Source organism: Gammaproteobacteria bacterium, from assembly GCA_036383255.1.
Taxonomy (GTDB): Bacteria; Pseudomonadota; Gammaproteobacteria; order Natronospirales; family REEB76; genus DASUBN01.
This window is the reverse complement of sequence record DASVOS010000018.1, coordinates 303779-322179: the sequence shown is the minus strand read 5'-3', so window position 1 is coordinate 322179 and position 18401 is coordinate 303779. Positions and strand designations below refer to the sequence as shown.

Below are 18401 nucleotides of genomic sequence, written 5' to 3'. Positions count from 1 at the left end.
AGACCGAACGGATGCGCAGGCCGCGTTACGCCGAACTCATCTGGTACAGGGGACTGGCCGACCTGCATGCGGACGCGGCCCGCGGCTACGTGGGTTTCGCGTGGTGGGTGCTGGAGCCGCTGCTCTACATGATGGCCTTCTACCTGGCCTTCGGCCTGGGGTTGCGCCAGGGCGGCGAGCACCGGCTGCTGTTCCTGCTGAGCGGACTGGTGCCGTGGAAGCTCTTCTCCAGCACGGTGCAGAACGGCGGCGGGATCATCCAGGCCAACAGCGGCTTGATCCAGCAGGTCTACCTGCCCAAGTACATCCTGCCGAGCATGGTGCTGGTCACCAACGGCATGAAGTTTCTCATCATCCTGGCTCTGTTGCTGTGCCTGGCTGCATATACCAACGGCATCGGGACGTCCTGGCTCGCGTTGCCGTTCCTGGTGGTGGTGGAGCTGATGCTGACCCTGGCGCTGGCTTCCCTCGCGGCCGCGCTGGTGCCGCTGCTCCCCGACCTGGACCTCATCATCAGCAACGGCCTGGTCGTCATGTTGTTCATCTCGGGCGTCATCAACGACATCAGCCGCCTGCCCCCCAGCGTGGCGCAGGTGCTGCGGCTCAACCCCATGGTGCCGGTCATCGCGGGTTTCCACGACGTCCTGGTGTCCAAGGTCTGGCCGGATTGGAGCGCGCTCGCCGCCGTGTTATTGGCTTCCTGCATGATCTATGCCCTGGCGTTATGGCTGCTGAAGCGCTTCGACCGTTCCTATCCAAAACTCATGATCGTCTGAGGGGCGCATGAGCGGCGACACCATCATCGAACTCAAGAACGTGGGCGTGCGCTACCGGCGGAAGGCGGGTTTCCTGCGCTCCTCGGCGTTCTGGGCCCTGCACGACGTGAGCTTCGACCTTCGGCACGGCGAGACGCTGGGCGTGATAGGCCGCAACGGCGCCGGCAAGAGCACGCTGCTGCGCCTGCTGGCCGGCATCCTGGCTCCGGACAATGGCTGCATCGTGCGCAGGACCGAGCGCGTCTCGCTGCTGGCGCTGCAGGCGGGCTTCATCCCCTCCCTCACCGGCCGCCAGAACGCAGTGCTGTCCGGTATCCTGCTGGGCATGACCCGCCGCCAGGTGGAGGAGAGCATGGATGAGATCGTGCGCTTCGCCGAGCTCCAGCAGTTCATCGACGAGCCGGTGCGCACCTACTCCTCCGGCATGCGCGCGCGGCTCGGCTTCACCGTGGCCTCCCGCGCCGACCCGGACGTGCTGCTCATCGACGAGGTGCTGGGCACCGGTGACGCCAGCTTCAAGGAGAAATCCTCAGCCGTCATGCGCCAGAAGATCGCCTCCGATAAGACCGTGGTGATCGTGACCCATCAGACCGACACGGTGCTGGAGCTGTGCGACCGGGTGGTGTGGGTAGAGAAGGGTGCCACCGTGGAGATCGGCGAGCCCAAGGCCGTGGTGGAGCGTTACCTGAAGAACATGCAGTCCAGCGGCCCACGGAAGTGAACCGGCCAGCCGATCCGGTCTTCATCGTCGGCCTCTACAAGAACGGCACCAGCTGGCTGCTCTCCGCGCTGGCGGCCCATCCTGAGTTCTCGGCCCTGCGCGAGCTGGACGTGCTGCGGTCTGTGGCCGGGCGTAGCGGCCGGCACCTATTGCCGCCACGCGAGCGGTTGGCCAACGTGTTCGGCCGGAGCGCATTCTGTGCGCTCAGGGTCGAGCAGCTGGCGCCCGGCGCATTCCATCGTTATCTCCCCGATGGCAGCTACCGCGACGTCGCGTCTCTTTACGACCTGCCGGCCGAGGTTGCGGTGCGGGTGTTGACGGCGATGTTGACGGAAGGTTCCACCGCCGGCGGCGAGCGGGCCTCGCAGGGCAAGCCGGTCGGGTTCCTCAACTTCCCGCCGGCGCTGCTGGCCGCCGCCTTCGAGGCGCTGCGCAAGGCCTCGACGCCGGCTCAGGCCATGGACGGGTTCCTGTCGGCACTGGCGCCGGCCTTCAAGCCGGGCCAGCGGCTGGTGCTGAAGGGCGCGGACCAGATCCTGTGCCTGGACGCGCTTAGGGAATGGCGGCCCCAGGCGCCGCGCGTGGCGATCGTGCGCGACGGCCGGGATGCGGCGGTATCGGCGTTCCACTATCGCCAGCTCATGCGCGAGCGGCGCATGGCATGGCAGCACAGCCACGTGAGCTTCATGAAACCGGTGGCGCTGGCCCGCGAGGCGGGTATCCGCGGCGTCACGGCACTGCGCCGCCTGGCCGGTTACGGCGAGGATTGGCGCCTCGGCCGCTCCCTGTCGGTGTGGGCGGACCGGGTGCGGAAGGTACTCAAGGCGGCGGAGCGGGGCGAACTCACGGTGCTGCGCTACGAAGACCTCCTGGCGGACTTCGACGGCGAGTTCCGGCGCCTCCTGCAGACGCTCGGCGCCGACGCCTCCCCAACAACCGTAGCAGCGGTGGCCAGGGCGAGCTCCTTCGAGGCCCAGAGCGGGCGGCCACGGGGCGTGGCCGGGCAGGATGTGATGCGCAAGGGCGTGGCGGGGGAATGGCGCGAGAGCCTCACCGCCCGCGACCGGGCGCTGGTGTGGCGAATCGCCGGCACCGAGCTCGCCGCCATGGGCTACACCCGGGACGCGGAGCCCGGGGCATTTTCGCCGCCAGGCTGAGGCCTCAATGGGACTGGCAGGGTAGATTTAAGATAAAATTCAGGGTCTTGCCGCCGCCGGCTCCAGCGTCTCCCCAAGGACCCTTCCTGATGTCGGACCATAGCCACAGCCCGGTGTTCGTGGTGGGTTCCTACCGCTCCGGTACCAGCATCTTCTGCTGGTGCCTGGGCCAGCACCCCAACATCGTGAACCTGCCGGAGACCAACTGGCTGGCACGCCTGGGTGTGGACCTGGACAACCTCTATCGCCTCGCCACCGTGAACGGCGGCTTCTCGCACCTCGGCCAGATCGGCATGGACGAGGACGAGTTCTACCGCCTGTTCGGCGAGGGCCTGCAGCACCTCATGGGTGCCGCCAACCAGCGGCTCATCGAGCACACCGAGCGCAAGGTGAAGGGTGAGATGCACCGGCGCCGCTCGCCGGACGACCCCAAGCGCCGCTGGGCCGACGCGACCCCCGAGAACTCGCACTATATATACCCGCTATCGCGCCTGTTCCCCGGTGCGCGCTTCGTCCACCTCCTGCGCAACCCGCACGACGTGGCGCGCTCGCTCATGAAGTTCTCCCGCACCGGCGCGCGCGACTATGGTCACGACGAGGCCTACCAGGCCTGGTTGAGGCTCACCCGCGCCGCCTGGCTGGGCGAGCGCGCGCTCGGCCGTGCGCGCATGCTGCGCGTGCGCTACGAAGACTTCACCGGCCAGCCGGAGCAGGCGTTCCGCCGGGTACTGGCGTTCCTGGGTGAGACTTACTCCGCCGATTGCCTGAAGCCGCTCGACAACAAGATCAACAGCTCCGAGGTGGAAAAGGACTCGGTGCCGGTGGACACCAGCACGACCGCCGCCCGCGAGGCCGAGCAGCTCTACCGCGACATGCTGGCGGCACCCGAGAGCCTGGAACAGGGCGACGCCGGCGCCCGCACCGAGATGCAGCGCCTGTTCGAGGAGCACTGCCGCCGCTTGCAAGAGCCGCCGGTGGCGCGCATCCGCCGGGGCCTGGGGGCGCGCCTGTCCGCGCTGTGGGGGCGTTCCGTATGAAGATGCTGATGATCCTTGGCATGCACCGCAGCGGCACCTCGGTGCTGGCAGGCAGCTGCCGCCTGCTGGGTGCCGAGCTCGGCGACCGGATGATGGCGGCGGGCCAGGACAACGTGATGGGTTTCTGGGAGCACGACGAGATCGTGCGCATCCACGATGCCGTCCTCGACAAGCTCGGTTACGCCTGGGACGACGTACGCGCACTGCCGGACAAATGGTGGAACTACGAGACCATCCGCCCGGAACGCGATGCCTTGAAGGCGGTGCTCAAGCGCGACTTCGGTACGGCGGAACTCGCCTGCGTCAAGGACCCGCGCCTGTGCCGCATGCTGCCCCTATGGCAGGACCTCCTGCGTGAGCTCGGCTGGCAGCCCTGCTACCTGATCGCGACCCGCGACCCCGCTGAGATCATCGCTTCCCTCAAGAGCCGCAACGACTTCGCGCCGGAGAAGTCGGCGCTGCTGACCTTGCGCTACCTCATGGACGCGGAGGCGGCGAGCCGCGGCGGCCCGCGGGCGGTGGTGGACTATGCCTCGGTGCTGGCCGACTGGCGCGGCGCGCTCAAGCCCGCCTGGGAGAAGCTGGGCCTCGCATGGCCGGCGGACGAGCGCACGCTTGAGCAGGGCATGTCCGCCTTCGTGCACAAGGAACTGCGCCACCACCAGAAACCGGAGCTGATGCCGGGCGGCGAGCTCGGGCGGCTCACCCGCGATACCTACAAGACCTTGACCGGCGGCACCGACCCGGCCCAGCTCGACCGGCTCGGCAAGGAGCTGGCGGGCCTGAGCGCCGGCTTCGACCACATCCTCGGTTCGCTCTACGCCGAGTTGCACGCGCGCGATGCGGCGCTCGCCGACAAGGACCGTCTGATCCAGGCCCGCGACCAGGAGATCAAGCACATCGCCGAGGAACGCGGCCATCACGCCGGCCTCGCCGTGGCCCGGGCCCAAGAGCTGGAATGGCAGCGGGGCGAACTCAGGGAGATGGGCCATCTCAAGCGCGAGTTGCAGGCGCTCTATCACTCGACCTCCTGGCGTGTTACCGCGCCGCTGCGCGGCCTGATGGTGATGTTGCGCTCCATCCCCAAGCTGCGCTTCATGAACGCAGGGGTGTTGAGGCTGGTGGCCCGCGACGTGTACTACCGCATCCCCATGCCTATGCGCCTGCGCATGGTCCTGCGCCGCAGCCTGGGCCGGCTCTTCGGCGCCGGCGCCCCGGGCAGCGCCGACTACAAGACCCGCGCGGTGCGTGGCGAGAAGGTGGACCCTAAGGGCCCGGCCGCGGTGCTGGCGGGCGAGGGTCCGGTGCTCGCCACCTCGGAGACACCTGAGGTCTCGGTGGTGATCCCCGTCTACAACAACGTGGCGCACACGCTGCACTGCCTGAACTCCATCGCCGCGGTCGGCGCCAAGACGCCCTTCGAGGTGATCGTGGTGGACGACTGCTCGAAGGACGAGACCCCGGCGGTGCTGGCCCGCTGCAAGGGCGTGCGGGTGGTCAAGAACGAGCAGAACCTCGGCTTCATCGGCGCCTGCAACGCCGGCGCCACTGCCTCGCGCGGCCGCTATGTGTACTTCCTGAACAACGACGTGCAGGTGCTGCCGGGTTGGCTGGACGAGCTGCGCGCGACCTTCGACCAGGTGTCCGAGGCGGGTCTCGTCGGCTCCAAGCTCGTGTATCCGGACGGGCGCCTGCAGGAGGCCGGCGGCATCGTCTGGCGCGATGGCTCTGCCTGGAACTACGGACGCTTCGACGACCCGGACCGTCCCGAGTACAACTACCTGCGGGACGTGGACTATTGCTCCGGCGCCAGCATCATGGTGCCCCTCGCGCTGTTCCGCGAACTCGGCGGCTTCGACAGCCACTACGCGCCCGCTTATTGCGAGGACACCGACCTCGCTTTCCAGGTGCGCAAGCGCGGCCTCAGGGTCCTGTACCAGCCGCTCTCCACCATCGTTCACTACGAGGGCGTGAGCTCCGGCACCGACCTCGGCTCCGGCGTGAAGAAGTACCAGGTGGTGAACCTCAAGAAGCTGCACGAGCGCTGGAAGGACGTGCTGGCCTCGCACCGTCCTAACGGCATGCTGCCGCTGCTGGAGAAGGACCGCAGCGTCACCAAGCGCCTGCTGGTGATCGACGCCAACACGCCGCGCCCGGACCACGATGCGGGCTCGCTGCTCAAGTTCTACCACCTGAAGCTGCTGCAGTCACTGGGCTACAAGGTCACCTTCGTGCCGGACAACCTGCTGCACGACGGCGAATACACCCGCGACCTGCAGCGGCTCGGCATCGAATGCGTGTACGAGCCGCACTGCGTGTCGGTGGATCAGTTCATCAAGGCCCGCGCCGGCGAGTTCCAGCTCGCCATGCTGTGCCGGCCCTACGTGGCGATCCGCCACCTCGACCACCTCAAGAAGGCCGCGCCGGGCCTGCGCGTCATCTACGACACTGTGGACCTGCACTACCTGCGTGAGCGGCGCCAGGCGGCGGTGGAGAACAACCCGCTCATCGCCGACCGCGCCGAGCGCACCCGCGCCGACGAGCTCAAGCTCATCCGCGAGTCCGACGCCAGCATCGTGGTGAGCCCGGTGGAGAAGGAGCTCCTGGCCCAGGAGGCGCCGCGCGCGAACGTGCACGTGGTGCAGCTGGTGATCCCGGAGGAGCCTCAGGGCCCCGGCTTCGAGGCGCGCCGCGACATCCTGTTCATCGGCGGCTACCAGCACAACCCCAACGTGGAGGCGGTGCTGTACTTCTGCCGCGAGGTGCTGCCCGCGCTGAGGAGCCGCATCCCGGACCTCAGGTTCCTGATCCTGGGCTCGCGGCCGCCGGCGGAGATACGCGACCTCGCCTGCGACCACATCCAGGTGCTGGGGTTCCAGAAGGACATCACCCCTTACTTCAATTCCTGCCGCCTGATGGTGGCGCCGTTGCGCTTCGGTGCCGGCATCAAGGGCAAGCTCGGCACCAGTTTCAGCTACGGCCTGCCGGTGGTGGCCACCTCCATCGCCGCCGAGGGCATGTATGTGGAGGACGGGCGCGAGGTGCTGATCGGCGACGACCCGCAGAGCTTCGCCGACGCGGTAGTGCGCGCTTACACCGATCCTGAGCTGTGGCAGCGCATGTCGCAGGCCGGCCGGCGGGTGGTGCGGGAACGCTATTCACCGGAGGTGATCCGCGGGCGCCTCGCGGAGGTGATCACCTCCATCGACCGGCAGCAGGAACTGAAGGCGGCGGGCTAGGCCGCGCCGCGCACGGAGCACAGCCATGGGATTCCTCGACAAGACCCTCGACAGCCACCCGCGCCTGCGCGCGATGTTCGCCCGCCTGGGCGGCCACCGCCCGGGGCCCCAAGCCACCCAGTCCTCCGGCAAGGAGCACTCGCGCTGGTCCAAGGCCGGCATCGACTTCAAGGATGCCGCCGGGCCCTACGCTTGCCAGCGCCTGCGCCAGCCGCGCTTCTCGGCGATGGTGCAGCCGGAGTTCAAGATAGACAGGCAGGACAAGCTGTTCGCCATCGGCTCCTGCTTCGCGCGCGGCATCGAGAACGCGCTCAAGGGGCGCGGCTTCCAGGTGGTTAGCGCCGCCACCGACTTCGACCGCTTCAGCACCAGCACCGGCCACAGCAAGGTCACGGCGCTCGGCTTCACCAACAAGTACACCACCTATTCGATGCTGAACGAGCTCAGCTGGGCGCTGGACCCGGCGGTGAAGTTCCCCGAGACGAGCCTCGTGGACCTGGACGCTAAGCGCTGCATCGACCCGCACATCAACCCCACCCTCGAGGTGGTGGACCGGGCCGGCACCCTGGAGCGGCGGCGCCTGATCCAGGAGGTCAACGCCCGCATCCGCGACTGCCGCGTGGTGTTCATGACCTTGGGCCTGGTGGAGGTCTGGTACGACAAGCAGGCGGAGGTGTACCTCAACACCACGCCCAACAAGGAGATGCTGCAGCTGAACCCCGGCCGCTACGAGTTCATGGTCTCCAACTACCTGCAGAACATGGACAACATGGAGCAGCTGCACGCGCTGCTCAGCCGCCACGGCCATCCGGAGCTGCAGATGGTGGTGACCACCTCGCCGGTCCCGCTGCAGGCGACCTTCAGCGGCCAGGACATCGTGGTGGCGAACACCTACTCCAAGTCGACGCTCCGCGCGGTGGCCCAGGACTTCGCCTCGGCCCACGACAACGTGCAGTACTTCCCGAGCTACGAGATCGTCATGAATTCGGAGCGGGGCATGGCCTGGGAGGACGACCTGCGCCATGTGCAGGGCGGCATGACCCAGCACGTGATGGACCTGTTCATGCGCAACTTCGTCGAGGGCTGAGGTGTCCGCCGCGGCGGTCACGGCGGTCACCGTCAACTACAACGCCGGCCCGCTGCTGCGCGGGCTGGTGGAATCCCTCGCCGGCCAGCAGGGCCTGGTCCGCACCGTGGTGGTGGACAACGCCTCCGAGGACGGCAGCCTCGCGTTCCTGGAATCCGGCGCGCACCCCGGCGTGGTGCTGGCGCGCAATCCCGTGAACCGCGGCTTCGGCGCCGCCTGCAACCAGGGCGCCGCTTCCGCCACCGGCCGCTACCTCCTGTTCATCAACCCCGACTGCCGCATGCCGGCGGGAGCGCTCGAGCGCCTGGTGGCGGTGCTTGAGGCGCGTCCCCAGGCGGGCATGCTGGGCCCGCTGGTGCTAAACAGTGATGGCAGCGAGCAGCGCGGCTGCCGCCGCCACCTGCCGGACACGCGCCGCGCGCTGATGCGGGTGCTCAAACTCGATGGCCCGGGCACCGACGGCAAGGTGAGCGGCTTCGACCTCACGGGCACGCCGCTGCCTGATGGCCCCGCGCCGGTGGAAGCCATCTCCGGCGCCTGCCTCCTGATACGCCGTGACCTCTTCGAACGGCTGGGCGGCTGGGACGAGGGCTATTTCCTGCACTGCGAGGACCTCGACCTGTGCAAGCGCGTGCAGCAGGCCGGGGCAGGCGTGCTGTTCGTGCCGGCCGTGAGCGTGAGCCACGTGCAGGGCGCCTCCAGCCGCGGCCGGCCGGTGTTCGTGCTCTGGCACAAGCACCGGGGCATGTGGCGCTACTTCTCCAAGTTCCAGCGTGCCGCGAGCCCAGCCTGGCTCACGGTGCTGGTGTGGGCGGGCATCTGGTCACGCTTCCTGCTGCTCGCGCCCATCGTCCGGCTGCGGCGGCGTTGAGTCCATGCGCGTGCTGGTGACCGGCGGCAGCAGCGTGGTGGGAGATTACCTCCTGCCGCGCCTCGCCCGCGCCGGCCACGAGGTCATGGTGCTGAGCCGCCGTTCCCATCCTGACAGCGCATGGCGACAGGTGGACGTGGCCAGAGATGAAGCATGGAGCGCGGCGCTCGCCGACACCCAGGCACTCATCCACCTGGCGCCCCTGCCGCTCCTGCCGCGGTTGCTGCGAGGCGCGCCCGCGAGCCTGCGCCGGGTGGTGGCCATCGGCACCACCAGCGTCTACACCAAGGTGGATTCGGCCTCGCACCGAGAACGCGAGCTGGTGCGCCACCAGCGGGAAGCGGAGCAGGGGATGATCGATTCGTGCAGCACCCGCGGCGTGGTCTACACGCTGCTGCGGCCCACGCTCGTCTACGACGGCCGGCGCGACAAGAACGTGGCGCGCATCGCCGCGCTCATCCGCCGCATCGGCTTCTTCCCGCTGGCCTGGCCGGGGCGAGGCATGCGCCAGCCGCTGCACGCGGACGATCTCGCCGCCGCCTGCGTGGCGGCGCTCACGCTGCCGCAGTCGGCGGCCTACGAGATCGCCGGCGGCGAGACCCTGAGCTACCGCGCCATGCTGGAACGCATCTTCCGGGCATTGGGACGCGAGCCGCGCATCCTGCCGGTGCCGGTCTTCCTTTACCGCGCGGCCATCGCCGCCGCGCGCCTCTTGCCGCGTTACCGCGCTCTCACGCCGGAGGTGGCGGAGCGCATGAACCGGGACATGGTGTTCGATTGCGCCGCCGCGGAGCACGCGCTCGGCATCCGGCCGCGGCCGTTCACGCCGGGGCCGGCACCGTGATGCGCCTGCTCTTTGCGGTCCTCGCCGCGTCTGCGATGAGCGCGGCACTCGCAGGTTTCCTGAGCCGCTACCGCGGCCGCTTCGCGCTCCTGGACTTGCCCAACGCACGTTCGCTCCATTCCGGCGCGACGCCGCGCTCCGGCGGCCTCGCGATCCTGGCGGGTCTCGGCGTGGGTCTGCTCACCACCGGGTGGCATGTGCCCGGCCTGGGCTGGGTGGCGGTGCCGCTGTTGATGGTGGCTGCCGTCTCCTTCGCAGATGATGTCTGGCGGCTGCCGGCCTGGCTACGTCTCCTGGTGCATGTGCTTGCGGCTCTGGGATTGGTGGACTGGGGCGGGTATGCGCTCGGATCCCTGCATCTCCTGCCGGGATGGGAGTGGCATGCGCCCCATGGAGTGCTCATGGCATTCAGCCTGCTGCTGACCGTCTGGTTGATCAACTTATATAACTTCATGGACGGGATGGACGGCTTTGCCGGGGGAATGGCCGTCATCGGCTTCGGCACCTTTGCGCTGTTGGGCTGCTTGGCCCATGCGCCTGTGTTCGCCGGCGTGGCGTTGTTGGCAGCAGCAGCAGCGGGGGGCTTCCTGCCCTTCAACTTCCCCCCGGCACGCCTCTTCATGGGGGACGTGGGCTCGGGAAGCCTCGGCCTGCTGGTGGCTCTGTTTCTTCTTTGGGCGGAGCGCCAAGACCTGTTCCCCCTCTGGCTGGGGCTATTGGTGTTCTCGCCCTTCGTGGTGGATGCCACTTGGACGGTGATACGTCGTGCCGTGCATGGCCAACGGCCCTGGCAAGCCCACCGGGAGCACTTCTATCAGCGTCTGGTCGGACTGGGCTGGAGCCACCGCCGGGCGGTACTCTGGGAATACGTCCTTATGTTAAAATGTAGCTTGCTAGCCGTAGCCGGCTTTTGCTTCACTGAACCAGGAGTTCAGGGACTCCTGTTGGGGTGGGCGGCGGCGGTCTACCTGGCGCTCATCGCGTACGTTAATACGCTTGAGTGCCGACGCGTGCCGACTTAAAGAGGAATCGATCCAGATGGGCTCCAGACGAGACGGGTGGTTGCTGTTGCGCAGCCGGTGGACCGTGTTCCTCCACGATCTGCTGTGGATCCCGGTCGCGGTGCTGCTCGCCTACTGGGTGCGCTTCAACCTCACTCCGATCCCGCACATCTATTTCGGCGGCATGCTGCTCATCACCTGCATGGCACTGCCGGCGCACGCACTCACGCTGTGGATGTTCGGCTGCTACCGCGGCATCTGGCGCTACGCCTCGATCCCCGACCTGATGCGCATCGTCAAGGCCACGGTGCTGGGCGCCCTCGCCACCGTGCTGGCGGCGTTCCTGTTCGGCCGCCTGCAGGGCGTACCGCGCTCGGTGCTGTTGCTGTACCCGATCCTGCTCGCGATCGGCCTCGGCAGCAGCCGCATGCTGTACCGCGTGCTCAAGGACCGCTGGATGACCTTCGGCGACGAGAGCACCGCGCGCGCCATCATCGTCGGTGCCGGCCGCGCCGGCGAGCTCCTGATCCGCGACCTGCGCCGCCATGGGCCGTTCCTGCCGGTGGCGCTGGTGGACGACGCCGCCGAGAAGCAGGGCCACGAGGTGCAGGGCGTGCGGGTGCGCGGCCGCCTCGACGACATCGCGCGCCTGGTGCGCGCCTATGACGCGAACATCGTGCTCATCGCCATGCCCTCGGCCTCGCGCAAGACCATGGACCGGGTGGTGCAGATGTGCAACGAGGTGCATGTGCCCTGCCGCACGCTGCCCTCGCTCACGGAACTCGCCGACGGCCGGGTCGAGGTCTCGCGCCTGCGCCCCGTCACGGTGGAGGACCTGCTCGGCCGCGACCCGGTGGTGCTGGACTCGCGCGCCATCTCCGACTTCCTGCGCGGCAAGCGCGTGCTGGTGACGGGCGGCGGCGGCTCCATCGGCGCCGAGCTGTGCCGCCAGATCAGCCGCCACGATCCGGCGCTGCTGGTGGTGATGGACAACAGCGAATACAACCTCTACAGCATCGACCAGGAGCTGGCCGCCACCGCGCCCTCGCTGGTGTTCACCAGCGCGCTCGGCAACATCCAGGACGAGACCGCGGTAGAGACGCTGTTCGCCCAGGTCAAGCCCGAGATCATCTTCCACGCCGCCGCCTACAAGCATGTGCCGATCGTGGAGGAGAACGTCGCGGAGGGCATCCGCAACAACATCTTCGGCACCCGCGTCATCGCCGATGCGGCGCTGCGCCACGGCGTGGACAAGTTCGTGCTGATCTCCACCGACAAGACGGTGAACCCCACCAACGTGATGGGCACCACCAAGCGCGTGGCCGAGCTCTATTGCCAGGCCCTCAACCGCGACGCCGGCACCCATTTCGTCACCACCCGGTTCGGCAACGTGCTGGCTTCCAACGGCTCGGTGGTGCCGCTGTTCGAGCGGCAGATCGCCGCCGGCGGTCCGGTCACCGTCACCGACCCGGACATCACCCGCTACTTCATGACCATCCACGAGGCCGCCAGCCTCATCATGCAGGCGGGCGCCATCGGCCGCGGCGGCGAGATCTTCGTGCTGGACATGGGTGAGCCGGTACGCATCCGTGACCTGGCTGAGAAGCTGATCCAGCTCTCGGGCCTGCGGCCCCACCAGGACATCCAGATCGTGTACACGGGCCTTAGGCCCGGCGAGAAGATGCATGAGGAGCTCTTCTACACCCGCGAGGAGCTCAAGGGCACCACCCATCCCAAGCTGCTGCTGGCCAACGCGGTGCCGGCCCAGCTCGACGCGCTGAATGCGGGCATCGACAGCCTGCAGGCGGTGGCGGCGGACCCGGAGCGGGCCAAGGTGCAGCTGCGCGCCCTGGTGCCGGAGTTCACGCCCCAGGCCGAGAGCGGGGAACAGGGCACGGGCCGAGTCGCCTTGCGCCTGGTAAAGTCGTGAGCCCCGCGGCCCACGGTCTATAATCCGCCTTCCATAGCAACGCCGCCGCCGGTCCTGTCGCGGGCCCGGCCCCTCTATATATGACAGCCACCGACCTGGCCGCCCGCCTGGGCGCCGCCTTCAAGGCCTACGACATCCGCGGCCGCGTCCCCGAAGAACTGGACGCGGACATCGCCTATGCCATCGGCCGCGCCTTCGTCGAGCTCACGGGCCCAAAGCGCGTGGCGGTGGGCCGTGACGTGCGCCTCTCCAGCCCCGAACTCGCCGCCGCCGTGGCGCGCGGCGTGCAGGACGCCGGTGCCGATGTGCTCGACATCGGCTTGTGCGGGACCGAGCAGGTATATCACGCCACCTTCAGCCGCAACCTCGGCGGCGGCATCATGGTCACCGCCAGCCACAACCCGCAGGGGTACAACGGCATGAAACTGGTGCGCGAGGACTCGCGCCCGGTGAGCGGAGACAGCGGCCTGTTCGAGATCAAGGCGCGGGTGGCGGCGCAGCCCGAATGGAAGACACCCCATAAGCGCGGCCGCTGCGAGACTCTGGATCTCAAGCGCGACTATGTGCGCCACCTGCTGGGATACTTGGACGTGGGGGCGCTCAAGCCCCTCACTATCGTCACCAATGCGGGCAACGGCTGCGCGGGTCCCGTCATCGACGTGCTGGAGCCCGAGCTGCCGTTCAAGTTCGTGAAGCTGCAGCATGAACCCGACGGGAATTTCCCCAACGGCATCCCCAACCCCCTGTTGCCGGAGAACCGCGCCGTCACCGCCGAAGCGGTGCGCACACACAAGGCCGACATGGGGATCGCCTGGGATGGGGACTTCGACCGCTGCTTCTTCTTCGACGGCGACGGCGGCTTCGTGGAAGGCTACTACCTGGTGGGGCTCCTGGCGCGCACGCTGCTGGCGAGCCACCCGGGCGCGAAGATCGTGCATGACCCGCGCCTGACGTGGTCCACCCTCGAGACGGTGAAGGCCGCCGGGGGGCTGCCGGTGCTGAGCAAGACCGGCCACGCCTTCATCAAGGAGCGCATGCGCCGCGAGGATGCGCTCTACGGCGGCGAGATGAGCGCCCACCACTACTTCCGCGACTTCCGCTACTGCGACAGCGGCATGATCCCCTGGCTGCTGGTGGCGGAGCTCGTGAGCCGCACCGGCCAGAGCCTGAAGCAGCTCGTCGAGTCGCAGCAGGCTGCGTTCCCGGTGAGCGGCGAGATCAACCGGGTGGTGGCGGACCCGGACCGGGTGATCGCGGCGGTGGAAGCCAAGTACCAGCCCGCCGCGACCCACATGGACCAGGTGGACGGTCTCAGCCTGGAATACAAGGACTGGCGCTTCAACTTGCGCAAGTCCAACACCGAACCGGTCCTGCGGCTCAACGTGGAGTCCCGTGGCGACGCGGCACTGATGCAGGCCCGCACCGATGAGCTCCTGGCGTTCATTGATAAGATGGGCGCTCCCGCGGCCAGGGCTCACGCATGATCCTGCCTGTCATCATCTCCGGCGGCGCCGGTACGAGGCTCTGGCCGGTATCGCGCGAGGCGCGTCCCAAGCCCTTCATGCAAGTACAGGGCGGCATGACGCTGCTGCAGAACACCCTGGCGCGCTCTGCTGCGCTGCCGGGCGTGAAAGAGATCGCGGTGGTCACGAACCGCGACCACCATTTCCAGAGCCAGGAGCAGCTCGAGGGCCTGCAGGGGGTGCTCAACGGTGCCAAGGTCTCGTTCCTGCTGGAGCCGGTCGGCCGCAACACCACCGCCGCCATCGCCATGGCGGCGTTCATGGCGGCGGAACGCCACGGCGGCGGCACACTGCTCTTGGTGCTGCCGGCGGACCATCTCGTCGAAGACCGCGACGCCTTCCTGAAAGCCGTCGCGGTCGCTGCACCTGAAGCGGAGAAGGGCAGCTTCGTCACCTTCGGCATCGTGCCCACGGCGCCCGAGACAGGCTACGGCTACATCCAGTCCGCCGGCGCCTGGAAGCAGGGCGCGGCGGGCGCGGTGAAGCGCTTCGTGGAGAAGCCGGACCTGGAGCGGGCCCAGTCCTTCCTGGCCTCCGGCGATTACCTCTGGAACTCCGGCATGTTCTGCTTCCGGGCGGACGCCATCCTCGCGGCCATCCAGCGCTACGCGCCGGACATCTACACCAAGACGCAGGAATCCTGGAAGCGTAGCGCCGCGGCCGCCAAGGACCCGCGTGCGGTGCAGATCGAATCCGAGCTGTTCCCGCAGGCGCCGGCCATTTCCATCGACTACGCGGTGATGGAGAAGGCCGACAACGTGAAGGTGGTGCCGAGCGCCATCGGCTGGAGCGACATCGGCTCCTGGCGCTCCGTCAGCGAGCTCACCGCACCCGACGCCCAGGGCAACCGGGTGGCGGGCCAGGCCATCCTGGTGGATTCCCGCGACAACTACGTACAGGGCGGCGACCGGCTGGTCGCCGCGGTGGGCGTGGAAGGGCTCATCGTGGTGGACACCCCCGATGCCCTGCTCATCGCGCACCGGGACCGGACCCAGGATGTGAAGCAGGTGGTGGACAAGCTCAAGTCGGACGGCCACGAGTCCGCCAGGCTGCACCGCACCGTGCACCGGCCCTGGGGCACCTACACGGTGCTGGAGGAGGGGCCGCACTACAAGATGAAGCGCATCGTGGTGAAGCCGCGCGCCTCATTGTCGCTGCAGATGCACGAGCACCGCAGCGAGCACTGGGTGGTGATCGAGGGCGTGGCGGAGATCGTGAACGGCGACAAGACCTTCAGGCTCGAGCACGACCAGTCCACCTACATCCCGGCCGGGCACAAGCACCGTCTCAGCAACCCCGGCGACACCGACCTCGCCATCATCGAGGTGCAGACGGGCTCGTACCTGGGTGAGGACGACATCGTGCGTTTCGACGACATCTACGGCCGCTGACATGGTCCGTGTCCACATCAAGACCTTCGGCTGCCAGATGAACGAGTACGACTCGGGCAAGATGCTCGAGGTGCTGGCGGCGGCGGAGGGCTACAGCCTCACCGAGGATCCGGCCGAGGCGGACGTGCTCCTGCTCAACACCTGCTCGGTGCGCGAGAAGGCCCAGGAGAGGGTGTTCACCCAGCTCGGGCTGTGGAAGCACCACAAGGCCAGGCCCGGCGTGGTCATCGGCGTGGGCGGCTGCGTGGCGAGCCAGGAGGGCGGCGGCATCGTGAAGCGCGCGCCGTTCGTGGACCTGGTGTTCGGTCCCCAGACCCTGCACCGCCTGCCGGCGATGTTGGAGGAGACGCGCCGCACGCAGCGGCCGGTGGTGGACGTGTCCTTCCCCGAGATCGAGAAGTTTGACCGGCTCCCGCCGCCCCGCGCCGAGGGTGCCACCGCCTTCGTCTCCATCATGGAGGGCTGCAGCAAATACTGCACCTTCTGCGTGGTGCCCTATACCCGAGGCGAGGAAGTGAGCCGGCCATTTGATGATGTGCTGGTAGAGGTCTCCGAGCTCGCGGACCAGGGCGTGAAGGAGATCACGCTCCTCGGCCAGAACGTGAACGGCTACCGCGGCGCCATGCACGGCGGCGGCACGGCGGACCTCGCGCTGCTCGTGGAGTACGTCGCCGCGCTGGACGCGGTGGAGCGCATCCGCTTCACCACCTCCCATCCGCTGGAGTTCTCCGAGCGGCTGATCCGTGCCTACGCGGACATACCCAAGCTCGCGGGCTACCTGCACCTGCCGGTGCAGAGCGGTTCGGACCGCATCCTCGCCGCCATGAAGCGCGGCCACACCACCCTCGAGTACAGGGCCAAGATCCGCAGGCTGCGGGAGGCGCGCCCGGACATCAGCCTGTCCTCCGACTTCATCGTCGGCTTCCCCGGCGAGAGCGAGCGTGACTTCCATGACACCATGAAGCTGATCGAGGACGTGCGCTTCGACCAGGCCTTCAGCTTCATCTACAGCCGCCGCCCCGGCACGCCGGCCGCCGGCTACGAGGACGACGTGCTCCACGACGAGAAGGTGCGGCGCCTGGAGCTCCTGCAGGCGCGGGTGCACGCCTTCGGCCAGGACTACATGCAGGCCCGGGTCGGCACCCGCCAGCGGGTGCTGGTCGAGAAGCATGCCGAGCGCGACCCGCGGGAGGTGGCCGGCAAGACCGAGTGCAACCGCTGGGTGAACTTCCCGGGCGACGCGGACCTCATCGGCCACTTCGCGGAGGTGGACATCACACAGGCCATGCAGAACTCCTACCGTGGCCGCTTGGCTGACACCGGGGCCGTGGCACCCATGGCGGCGCGCCGTGTCGCCGGTTGATATGGCTGCGGCAGAAGACACTCCCGCCACCACCGACTTCATCCTGGAGCCCGCCGACAACGCGCGCCTCGCGAACCTCTGCGGCCAGTTCGACGAGCACCTGCGCCACCTTGAGCAGCGTCTCGGCATCGAGATCAACAACCGCGGCGCCCAGTTCCGGGTCATCGGCCCGGCGGGCATGGTGCAGGCGGCGGAGCGGGTGCTGAAGGAACTGTATGCAGCCACCGCCAAGGAACGCATCAGCCGCGAGACCGTACACATGAGCCTGAGCCAAGCGGCCCTGGCGGATCGACGGGCCGTGCCCGCGGAGCCGGACGGCGACGAGCCCGCCCTCGATACCAAGCAGGGCCGTATCCGCGGCCGCGGCGCGAACCAGCGCCGCTATCTGCACAACATCGCGAGCCACGACCTCAACTTCGGCATCGGCCCGGCCGGCACCGGCAAGACCTACCTTGCGGTGGCGAGCGCGGTGGCGGCCCTGAACCGGGACGAAGTGCGGCGCCTGGTGCTGGTGCGCCCCGCGGTGGAGGCGGGCGAAAGGCTGGGCTTCCTTCCCGGCGACCTCACCCAGAAGGTGGATCCCTACCTTCGCCCCATCTACGACGCGCTCTACGAGATGCTGGGTTTCGAGCGGGTCACGCGCCTCATGGAACGCAGCGTCATCGAGGTGGCGCCTCTCGCGTTCATGCGCGGCCGCACCCTCAACGAGGCCTTCATCATCCTGGATGAGGCCCAGAACACCACCATCGAGCAGATGAAGATGTTCCTCACGCGCATCGGTTTCGGCTCGCGCACGGTGGTGACGGGCGACATCACCCAAGTGGACCTGCCGCGGGTCCAGCGCTCGGGCCTGCGCGACGCGGTGGAGCTCTTGCGCGACATGCCCGGCGTGAGCTTCACATTCTTCACCGCTGCCGACGTGGTGCGCCACCCGCTGGTGCAGCGCATCGTCACTGCCTACGAGCAGCGCGACAAGGAATGAGCGGCGGCGGTATCCAGCTGGACGTGGAGGACGTGAGTGGTGCGGACGGCGTACCCGATGCGGCGGCCCTCGCGCGCTGGGTAGAGGCGGCTCTCATGGGGCGGCGCACCGAGGCGCAGCTCTCCATCCGTGTCGTGGGTGAGGCGGAGAGCGCTGAGTTCAACGGCAGGTACCGCCACAAGGCCGGCCCCACCAACGTGCTGTCGTTCCCGGCGGAGTTGCCGCCCGGCGTGCCGGTGGCGGCGCTCGGGGATCTGGTCATCTGCGCGCCGGTGGTGGCGCGGGAGGCGGCGGCCCAGGGCAAGGCGGCGGAGGCCCACTGGGCCCACATGGTGGTGCACGGCTGCCTGCACCTTTTGGGCTATGACCACGTGGATGAGCGCCAGGCGGCCGAGATGGAGCCCCTGGAGACGGCCATCCTGGCCGGTCTCGGGTACCCTGACCCTTACGCACCCCGCTGAGGCACCGAACCCCGCGAT

15 protein-coding genes are annotated in these 18401 nt (G+C 68.4%); all 15 read left to right on the top strand.

Translation table 11 applies throughout. The features are described from left to right. Window positions 1-11 precede the first annotated feature (11 nt). The gene (locus tag VF651_12595; protein HEX7966542.1) at window positions 12-776 is read left to right on the top strand and encodes an ABC transporter permease; all 765 of its coding nucleotides are present in this window, start codon (window positions 12-14) and stop codon (window positions 774-776) included. 7 nt (window positions 777-783) lie between these two features. Continuing rightward, on the top strand, window positions 784-1497 hold the full coding sequence (locus VF651_12590; protein HEX7966541.1) for an ABC transporter ATP-binding protein: 714 nt from the start codon (window positions 784-786) through the stop codon (window positions 1495-1497). After that, window positions 1494-2654 (top strand): sulfotransferase domain-containing protein, encoded by a 1161-nt coding sequence (locus VF651_12585; protein ID HEX7966540.1) that lies wholly within the window; start codon window positions 1494-1496, stop codon window positions 2652-2654. The genes VF651_12590 and VF651_12585 overlap by 4 nt, the downstream gene beginning before the upstream one ends. Window positions 2655-2743: 89 nt before the next feature. Next, window positions 2744-3691: a sulfotransferase gene (locus tag VF651_12580; protein ID HEX7966539.1), complete on the top strand. Its 948-nt coding sequence runs from the start codon at window positions 2744-2746 to the stop codon at window positions 3689-3691. After that, window positions 3688-6930: a glycosyltransferase gene (locus tag VF651_12575; GenBank protein ID HEX7966538.1), complete on the top strand. Its 3243-nt coding sequence runs from the start codon at window positions 3688-3690 to the stop codon at window positions 6928-6930. The genes VF651_12580 and VF651_12575 overlap by 4 nt, the downstream gene beginning before the upstream one ends. A 25-nt stretch (window positions 6931-6955) precedes the next feature. Further along, window positions 6956-8017, top strand: a complete 1062-nt coding sequence (locus tag VF651_12570) for a GSCFA domain-containing protein (GenBank protein ID HEX7966537.1) — start codon at window positions 6956-6958, stop codon at window positions 8015-8017. A 1-nt stretch (window position 8018) separates the two neighbouring features. Next, complete coding sequence (locus VF651_12565; protein HEX7966536.1) at window positions 8019-8888, top strand: glycosyltransferase family 2 protein; 870 nt, start codon at window positions 8019-8021, stop codon at window positions 8886-8888. A gap of 4 nt (window positions 8889-8892) precedes the next feature. Beyond that, window positions 8893-9732 (top strand): NAD-dependent epimerase/dehydratase family protein, encoded by an 840-nt coding sequence (locus VF651_12560; GenBank protein ID HEX7966535.1) that lies wholly within the window; start codon window positions 8893-8895, stop codon window positions 9730-9732. Continuing rightward, a complete protein-coding gene (locus tag VF651_12555) occupies window positions 9732-10754 on the top strand; it encodes a glycosyltransferase family 4 protein (GenBank protein ID HEX7966534.1) in 1023 nt (340 codons plus the stop codon). The genes VF651_12560 and VF651_12555 overlap by 1 nt, the downstream gene beginning before the upstream one ends. Window positions 10755-10818: 64 nt before the next feature. Continuing rightward, complete coding sequence (locus VF651_12550) at window positions 10819-12663, top strand: nucleoside-diphosphate sugar epimerase/dehydratase (protein ID HEX7966533.1); 1845 nt, start codon at window positions 10819-10821, stop codon at window positions 12661-12663. Between the two features lie 80 nt (window positions 12664-12743). After that, window positions 12744-14147: a phosphomannomutase gene (locus VF651_12545; GenBank protein ID HEX7966532.1), complete on the top strand. Its 1404-nt coding sequence runs from the start codon at window positions 12744-12746 to the stop codon at window positions 14145-14147. Continuing rightward, window positions 14144-15577, top strand: coding sequence for a mannose-1-phosphate guanylyltransferase/mannose-6-phosphate isomerase (locus VF651_12540; GenBank protein HEX7966531.1), 1434 nt, complete (start codon window positions 14144-14146; stop codon window positions 15575-15577). Before VF651_12545 ends, VF651_12540 begins: the two co-directional genes overlap by 4 nt. A 1-nt stretch (window position 15578) precedes the next feature. Then, window positions 15579-16940, top strand: a complete 1362-nt coding sequence (miaB, locus tag VF651_12535; GenBank protein ID HEX7966530.1) for a tRNA (N6-isopentenyl adenosine(37)-C2)-methylthiotransferase MiaB — start codon at window positions 15579-15581, stop codon at window positions 16938-16940. Window position 16941: 1 nt separating this feature from the next. Beyond that, on the top strand, window positions 16942-17922 hold the full coding sequence (locus VF651_12530; GenBank protein HEX7966529.1) for a PhoH family protein: 981 nt from the start codon (window positions 16942-16944) through the stop codon (window positions 17920-17922). After that, window positions 17919-18383, top strand: coding sequence for an rRNA maturation RNase YbeY (gene ybeY / locus VF651_12525; GenBank protein ID HEX7966528.1), 465 nt, complete (start codon window positions 17919-17921; stop codon window positions 18381-18383). Before VF651_12530 ends, ybeY begins: the two co-directional genes overlap by 4 nt. The last annotated feature ends 18 nt before the right edge of the window (window positions 18384-18401 follow it).

Coding starts and splice junctions, on each gene's coding strand:
- VF651_12590 (HEX7966541.1), top strand. CDS start 784: ATGAGCGGCGACACCATCATCGAACTCAAGAACGTGGGCGTGCGCTAC.
- VF651_12545 (HEX7966532.1), top strand. CDS start 12,744: ATGACAGCCACCGACCTGGCCGCCCGCCTGGGCGCCGCCTTCAAGGCC.
- VF651_12570 (HEX7966537.1), top strand. CDS start 6,956: ATGGGATTCCTCGACAAGACCCTCGACAGCCACCCGCGCCTGCGCGCG.
- VF651_12560 (HEX7966535.1), top strand. CDS start 8,893: ATGCGCGTGCTGGTGACCGGCGGCAGCAGCGTGGTGGGAGATTACCTC.
- VF651_12595 (HEX7966542.1), top strand. CDS start 12: ATGCGCAGGCCGCGTTACGCCGAACTCATCTGGTACAGGGGACTGGCC.
- miaB (HEX7966530.1), top strand. CDS start 15,579: ATGGTCCGTGTCCACATCAAGACCTTCGGCTGCCAGATGAACGAGTAC.
- VF651_12580 (HEX7966539.1), top strand. CDS start 2,744: ATGTCGGACCATAGCCACAGCCCGGTGTTCGTGGTGGGTTCCTACCGC.
- ybeY (HEX7966528.1), top strand. CDS start 17,919: ATGAGCGGCGGCGGTATCCAGCTGGACGTGGAGGACGTGAGTGGTGCG.
- VF651_12575 (HEX7966538.1), top strand. CDS start 3,688: ATGAAGATGCTGATGATCCTTGGCATGCACCGCAGCGGCACCTCGGTG.
- VF651_12530 (HEX7966529.1), top strand. CDS start 16,942: ATGGCTGCGGCAGAAGACACTCCCGCCACCACCGACTTCATCCTGGAG.
- VF651_12540 (HEX7966531.1), top strand. CDS start 14,144: ATGATCCTGCCTGTCATCATCTCCGGCGGCGCCGGTACGAGGCTCTGG.
- VF651_12555 (HEX7966534.1), top strand. CDS start 9,732: ATGCGCCTGCTCTTTGCGGTCCTCGCCGCGTCTGCGATGAGCGCGGCA.